The sequence below is a fragment of the Bacillus sp. JJ1521 genome (genome assembly GCF_036965165.1).
Taxonomy (GTDB): Bacteria; Bacillota; Bacilli; order Bacillales; family Bacillaceae_L; genus Ferdinandcohnia.
In genome coordinates, this window is record NZ_JBALOX010000014.1 from 1,328 (window position 1) to 6,763 (window position 5,436).

A 5,436-nucleotide genomic window follows, 5' to 3' on the forward strand; every position below is an offset into this window, starting at 1 on the left:
ATTCAATACGATTTGAAATTCCTAAAACATAAACGAATCCTAAGCAACTTGTTATAATGCCCATGTATAATAAATAATTTTCGATTCTTTTTAATCGGTTCATTTCTTTTCCCCCTAAAGCTTATAAGTAGCTATTCAACAAAGGTTTGTAATTTCCTTTTTGATTACCCACTTTTTTCCAACCCTTTTCTACAACTCTTAATATGATAGTCCAATAGTATATGTTAAAATTATCCTTAAAATATTGGAGGGATAAACATGGATTACCTAAATGTCATATCTTTCTTAGGTGCAGCAATCGTTCTTACAATTATGCCAGGACCAGATAACTTGTTCACTTTGGCACAGAGCATAGCAAAAGGAAAAAATGCAGGGATCNNAGGTTTATTAGTACATATTACAGCTGCGACTATAGGAATCTCAGCTGTGATTTACAAGTCTGCCTTTGCGTTCACTATCGTAAAATATGCAGGAGCAGCATACTTGTTATTCTTAGCATTTAATTCGTTTAGAGATAAAGCATCTAGTTTTAACTTCACCACGATGATACTTTAGACTACAAGTCTTTATACAAAAAAGGCGTCATTATGAACCTTTTAAACCCGAAAGTTTCTTTGTTTTTCCTAGCATTCTTTCCACAGTTTGTAAACTACGAGAATGGTCATGTTTCCATTCAAATGCTTGTTTTTGGAATCCTATTTCTCATCCAAACTTTAGTCATTTTTTCATTAATAAGTATTTTTGCTGGAAAAGTAGGTTATTACCTGCGTAAAAATCCGACTTTATCTAAAAAAATAAACGTGGTTCAAGGATCTCTGTTCACCTTTATCGGATTAAAAATTGCCTTTAGTGAAAAATGAACGTATTTACTTTAAATGAGTAGTCTCGTGCTACTCATTTTCTTATGCATAGATTTTCAATCGAAATGCAAAATAAGTAAAAAAATGGATGTGATTTTATGAAAAAGATAACATCATTTCTTTTTATTACTTTATTACTAATATCATCAGTACCGAGCATCGGCGTAGCTGCTTCGCTGAACAAACTTTCTGCAAAGGAAGTTTCGAAACAATGGGAAGTTGTAGTAGGCAAACCTGATAATGAAGACCCAAAAGCCAATATTTCAGATAAGCCAGACTTATATAATGTTTATAGTCTAGACATTAAAAATATTGGCGATGATAATATTGAATTGGTAAGAGTTGAAGCATATAGAAATGAGCCTAATACAAGCTTCGAATATGAACTATTTACTGTCGAAAACGATGCACCTAAAAAGAATTTATATCCTTCATTTCATCATACAAACTTTCCATTATACGCAAAAGCGACAGAGCTAAAAATTGTTGTGACTTGGACGAAGAAACATGATCAACACCGAAAATTGAGGGAACAGTTTGTTTTCAAGCAGTATTAAAAGGGTGCAATTCGCACCTTTTTTTGTTTATATATGTATATCAAAATTCCAGATCAGTAGTAGTTAAGGTTATTTTTAATAAACTTTCTTTGTATTTTATAGAATTCTTGAACATGTTGTCTGTTTATTTCCAATACCTCTTCTTTTCCATTTTCAAAAAACAATTGTATTTTATAAATAGGGTCTTGGGTTTCATGAAGATAAGCTACTTCTGTAATTTCGTCCCATCTATAAACATTTTCAGACATCTGCTTTTTAAAAGTAATATCGTTATTTGAAATAAGCGTATAGTTACCGAAACTAGCGTAATACCCCATCCCAATAGATGCAACCAAGAATAATATCCCTATATAATTCCATATTTTATCTTCAAATATCATACCGATACAAAATAAAATAAATAAACCAAAAGCGATAAACGTTAAGATGTTCGAAATAAAAGGAGTTAATACTAAAAAGGTGCCGCTGTGTTTGAAGGCAACTTGTTGCACAACATTAGGTCCTATAAATCCAGCTATAACACCCACGATTACCCCGATTATCAATAACACTACCCAATATGCCTTATTAATGTTTTGTAACATTTTGTCTCCTTTCCTTTGAAAATTGCTTATTAATAATATTTACGAATAATAATAAGAAAAAGTTTCATTTTTCTAATAAATTAAATCCAATTATATTTTACCTTAAGTTTTTCTTAAGCGACTATAAATTGCAAAAATGAAAAAGAGCTTGGAATACAAGCTCTTTTTGCGTATGTTTTTACTATTAGAATTAGCGTGTCTTTTATATGGATTAATTAATTAATTAATTATTATGTGCAATCTGAATTAGGTTGCCACATGTATCATCGAAGACAGCTATTGTGACTGGACCCGCGTTTTTCGGCTCCATCGTAAATTTTACACCAAGGTTCTTTAATCGCTCGTACTCTTTGTTGACATCTGCAACCCCAAACATCGTTGCTGGAATGCCGTCTGCAAATAATTTCTTTTGGTACTCTTTGGCAGCCTGATGATTATTAGGTTCGAGCACAAGCTCGGTACCTTCTGGAGCCTCGGGAGAAACAAGCGTTATCCATCTAAACTCGCCCATCGGAACGTCATGCTTTTTTTCAAAGCCTAGTACTTCAGAATAGAAATTCAATGCCTTGTCTTGATCATCAACAAATAAACTTGTAACAATGATTTTCATTATGTTTTTTCCTCCTATGGCATTTCCTATGTATATGCTTTGCTAATCTGATTACTAGCAAAACAACTTACCATATCATACCACTTTTATAGGTGATTTTAGAAATTAAGCAATCAACATTAAAATTCATAAAACCTTACCCATAATAACATATGGGGTATCATTATTGGTAATTATAAAAGGTTCCCTTACAACCATCCAACCCAATCCTTCATATAAATTACGTGCAGATTTATTATTTACTTGAGTTGTTAGTACAACGGTTCTATTCGTTACTCCCTTAAGCAATTCATGAATTAGCAATTTTCCGTAACCCTGGTTTCTATGTTTGGGATGTACGGCTAATTCAACGAACTCAAAACAATCTTCAAGCCATTTTTCATACTCTTTTGGACCAAGCTCTGCTGCAAGTACCTGATGATAATATTGCCCCGGTCGTGATGAATATCCATAAGAAAATCCTAGAATTTCCTCTGCATCTGATTTTATTATATAGCCCCTAAAACCGTCATAATTTAAATGCTTTTTCAATCGTTCTATTATTGACTGATTCCACACTTGTCTATAAAAACTATCGATGTTTTTTAGTAAGTTATCATCCATTTCTATTTTTACAACCCTTACCACCTTTTTCCCTCCATTTTCATATAACTAAAACCATAAGTTCATCATCGAAGTATGTGCCATTCACTCTTAATCCATTTTTATCGATCCCATAGGTTCTAAAGCCTAATGATTTATAAAGATTTTTTGCAGGTTCATTGCTTGACGTTACGGATAAATAAATTTGTTCAATCTCTTTCATTTCTTTAGCCTTTTGGATAGCCTCAGTCATTAAACTTCTTCCAATTCCGGACTTTCGCATCTCAGGATAGACAAACATGGCAACAATATTTGCCTTATGTTTCGTTTTTACCCTTGTTTCAATTATCAAAGTTACTACTCCGGAAAGTTTGTCATCTACAAAAGCACCAAATGTGAAAAAATGACCAAAACTTAACCTATTTTCAAAGTTTTCAAGAAGATACTCTTTTTCTTCAGCATAACTTGAACTGAATGCTTCAGGGTTCGATTTTAATGCATCTAATCTTATTTCTCTATAAATTACCGCATCTTTTGGTTCAAGTATTTTAATATTTATCATTTGTCCCCTCACCTTTTAATTAACATAATTTATACAAGAATTGTAGCCACTTATGTTCCGGTTCGTTTAATTCTAGTGCAATTCGAAGCCATTTTTTATTCTTATAATTAAAGCAATCCATTTCGGTAAGAAATCATTACTATTTAATTTTAACATAATATTCCAATTGTTTCTCAAAAAATAAAGACCATCAAATGATGATCTTTGCACGACAGAAGTCTTTTAAACTCTGCTTTAACTATTAAAACAAATTTCGAATGATAAATTGGTTTCTTCACTATTTGTTTTCTCCCAATTATACATTGCTTTTTTGGGTTCGTTTTTTTACGGATTCTCCTCCAATCCCCCAATGTTCAGGAGGCATTTCATTTATCATGATACGGACATTTTCGATTGGAGACTCTAATACCTCAGCTACTAACATAGACACTTCTCGAATTAATTTTTCCTTTTTCTCGGGTGAACGCCCTTTTAACATATTTATCTGAACAAAAGGCATGATTGAAACTCCTTTCTTTAATGTAGCTATTTGATATCGTCCCTTAATGAATAAGAAAGGTTCATGTTTCTCTGAATGAATATCTGTAATTATTCCAATTCAATTTTCTTAGTAATAGGAGAAAATTATTTACTTCACTTTAACTGATGGTCGATCTGGTGTCCCATAAAGGAAATATTCCTGTGGGAGTGGAGAGCCATACCAAATAATCCCCTTATCCAATTCTTCCTCTTTCCAAGTAATTGTTTTCCAATCTGGATCTAGTATTAAGTAACCTGTATCACCAAACAATTCAATACGGTTTCCACCCGGCTCAAAAACATACATAAAGTACGCCTGACTAATTCCATGCTTTCCCGGACCAGCCTCGATTTCAAAACCGTTTTCAACTAGCAAATCTGCTAAATCCATTAAATGTTGAGGGTATCCATACCAATATGCAACATGATGAAACCTTCCCTTTTCACCACTTTGGTCTCCCATGAGTGCAATTTCATGTACAAGTGGGCTAACACTCATCCACGCGCCCATCTCGGCTCCATCATTCATAATAATATTCTCACGAAGTTTAAACCCTAATTCGTCCGCCATAAAATGTTTATTTTGTGTAACATTTCCACACATTAAATTAATATGATCTAAGCGTCTCGCTGGAATCCCGACATTCGGCCTTTTTTGTGGACGACTCTTAAGTAATGTTTTTTGATCATCTGGAGCTTGATAATACTCAACATTCCAAAGAAGTTCCATATTATGTCCATCCGGTGTTTGGAACTGATAGGCGGCACCATGTCCAAGGTCTCCTTCAATCCAACCCTTCCCGTATCCACTTTTTTCAAGGGAATGAACTCTTTGATATAATGCAGCTTCAGAGCTAGTCCTCCAGGAAGCATGTCCCATACCGGCTTCCTTTGCTTCCGTGATTTTTAAAGTATGATGATAAAAATCTTCATATGCCCTTAGATAAACAGACTGCCCTTCTCTTCCACTTATCTGCAAGCCAAGATAATCTGTAAAAAACTTAAGAGTCTCCTCAGGCTTTGGGGAATATAGTTCTACATGTGCTAATTGTGCTACGTCAAAATTTGACATCGTAAAACCTCCTAATCGGTATTTAAACGCTTACATTTCATTGAAGTTCAAAAACTCTCATACGTAATATTCATAATAATAAATTCAATT

At 33.5% G+C, this 5,436-nt stretch carries 7 protein-coding genes and 1 pseudogene; 2 read left to right on the forward strand and 6 right to left on the reverse strand.

The window, feature by feature from the left end; all coding sequences use genetic code 11:
• The first annotated feature begins 258 nt into the window (after positions 1-258).
• Both V7147_RS03210 and V7147_RS03215 read left to right on the forward strand, forming a co-directional pair.
• Positions 259-860, forward strand: a pseudogene (locus V7147_RS03210) (LysE family translocator).
• A gap of 98 nt (positions 861-958) precedes the next feature.
• Entirely contained in the window at positions 959-1,417 is a 459-nt protein-coding gene (locus tag V7147_RS03215; RefSeq protein ID WP_335366420.1) for a hypothetical protein, read from the forward strand.
• Positions 1,418-1,470: 53 nt separating this feature from the next.
• Here the strand turns inward: V7147_RS03215 and V7147_RS03220 are convergent, their stop codons facing one another.
• The 6 genes from V7147_RS03220 to V7147_RS03245 all read right to left on the reverse strand — a co-directional run bounded on the left by V7147_RS03220 (position 1,471) and on the right by V7147_RS03245 (position 5,346).
• The gene (locus V7147_RS03220) at positions 1,471-2,001 is read right to left on the reverse strand and encodes a hypothetical protein (protein WP_335366421.1); all 531 of its coding nucleotides are present in this window, start codon (positions 1,999-2,001) and stop codon (positions 1,471-1,473) included.
• 223 nt (positions 2,002-2,224) lie between these two features.
• Positions 2,225-2,611, reverse strand: coding sequence for a VOC family protein (locus V7147_RS03225; protein ID WP_335366422.1), 387 nt, complete (start codon positions 2,609-2,611; stop codon positions 2,225-2,227).
• Between the two features lie 126 nt (positions 2,612-2,737).
• On the reverse strand, positions 2,738-3,238 hold the full coding sequence (locus V7147_RS03230; protein ID WP_335366423.1) for a GNAT family N-acetyltransferase: 501 nt from the start codon (positions 3,236-3,238) through the stop codon (positions 2,738-2,740).
• Positions 3,239-3,254: 16 nt separating this feature from the next.
• Positions 3,255-3,755, reverse strand: a complete 501-nt coding sequence (locus V7147_RS03235) for a GNAT family N-acetyltransferase (protein ID WP_335366424.1) — start codon at positions 3,753-3,755, stop codon at positions 3,255-3,257.
• 295 nt (positions 3,756-4,050) lie between these two features.
• Positions 4,051-4,254 (reverse strand): 2-hydroxymuconate tautomerase, encoded by a 204-nt coding sequence (locus V7147_RS03240; RefSeq protein WP_335366425.1) that lies wholly within the window; start codon positions 4,252-4,254, stop codon positions 4,051-4,053.
• 129 nt (positions 4,255-4,383) lie between these two features.
• Entirely contained in the window at positions 4,384-5,346 is a 963-nt protein-coding gene (locus tag V7147_RS03245) for a catechol 2,3-dioxygenase (RefSeq protein WP_335366426.1), read from the reverse strand.
• Positions 5,347-5,436 lie beyond the last annotated feature (90 nt).